At 39.3% G+C, this 535-nt stretch carries 1 protein-coding gene; it reads right to left on the bottom strand.

What is annotated here, in order from left to right; genetic code table 11:
- Positions 1-186 precede the first annotated feature (186 nt).
- Positions 187-535, bottom strand: a 349-nt coding sequence (locus ACFPOF_RS27325) for a DUF3592 domain-containing protein (RefSeq protein ID WP_378138560.1), incomplete at its 5' end; no start/stop codon positions are given.

Consider the following 535-nt stretch of genomic DNA (forward strand, 5'->3'; position numbering starts at 1 on the left):
CTAACGTAAATGTGTTCACGACGTCCCACCACCTTAAGGCTCCGCCAGGAGCCGACCGCGATGCGGTTAGGTGGTGCGGATGTGTCCGGCTGATTCCGCTTCCCTGCTACTGCCAATTACTTCTCCGAATCCACATCTGACTTCTGCCGGACCGAGGGCCGAATGGCCCGAAGCGTGAACATGGTGTTATCTGAAGTTGCTCCATCCTGAATTACTCTCAATTGCAATACCGATTATAGAAAAAAGAAGTCCAACTAAGATAAATAACAATGAAAAACCATACTTAAAAAAGAATGAATCTATTACAGCTTTGGTATTACCATTATGATTTAGATATCTAATTTTTATTTCGTCTCCTATTTGAGGGCTTAAATTTAAAGATGTTCCTCCATTAGACTCGAATTTCTTAGTGCATTGTTCTAATTCATCAAAATATTCAATAACAGGAAAAAAGGCTTTTCTTCTACCTCCTGAAGTATTGTTTCCAACATATCTTTGAATTAAGTCTACAACTTTACCTTGAGTAATTTTTGAT

The organism is Cohnella soli (assembly GCF_042655525.1).
Classification (GTDB): Bacteria; Bacillota; Bacilli; order Paenibacillales; family Paenibacillaceae; genus Cohnella; species Cohnella soli.